At 64.5% G+C, this 552-nt stretch carries 1 protein-coding gene; it reads left to right on the top strand.

Going from position 1 to position 552, the window contains the following annotated elements:
• On the top strand, positions 1-552 hold a 552-nt coding region (locus tag FHD02_RS24005), incomplete at both ends, for an Ig-like domain-containing protein (RefSeq protein ID WP_220394383.1).

Raw genomic sequence — 552 nt, 5'->3', positions numbered from 1 at the left:
CGGCGATAACCAGACCCGCGACACCACGCCGGGTTTTGCCATCAGCACCGACCCGGATGCGGTCAGCGTGATGGTGAGTATTGACGGCGGTACCCCGGTGGCGGCAACGAAGGACGCGGCCGGGCAGTGGCATATCACGTCCGGCGAGCTGACCGACGGTGACCACAGTATTGTGGCGACGGTGACGGATATTGCCGGTAACACGGCTGCGTCAGATCCGATGACCTTTACGGTGGACACCACGCTGTCCATCCCGACCCTCGATCTGATGGATGCCTCTGATACCGGCAGCAGCGCGACGGACAATATCACGAACGACACTACCCCAACCTTTACGCTGGGCAATATCGACGCCGATGTGACGGAGGTGCAGGTGCTGATTAACGGCACCGCCTATGACGCCGTGCAGACGGACGGGACGTGGAGCTTTACCGCGCCGGCGCTGGCTGACGGGGAGTACACCTTCACCGTGCAGGTCACCGACGACGCGGGCAACACCGCGACCTCGGCGGCGCTGGCGGTCACCGTGGACACCACCGTGGCGGCCCCGGT

Origin of the sequence: Citrobacter sp. EC_71 (genome assembly GCF_019584005.1) — a bacterium.
GTDB classification, from domain to species: domain Bacteria; phylum Pseudomonadota; class Gammaproteobacteria; order Enterobacterales; family Enterobacteriaceae; genus Citrobacter; species Citrobacter werkmanii.
Note: the sequence above shows the minus strand (reverse complement) of the source record. Positions and strands in the feature narration are given on the sequence as shown.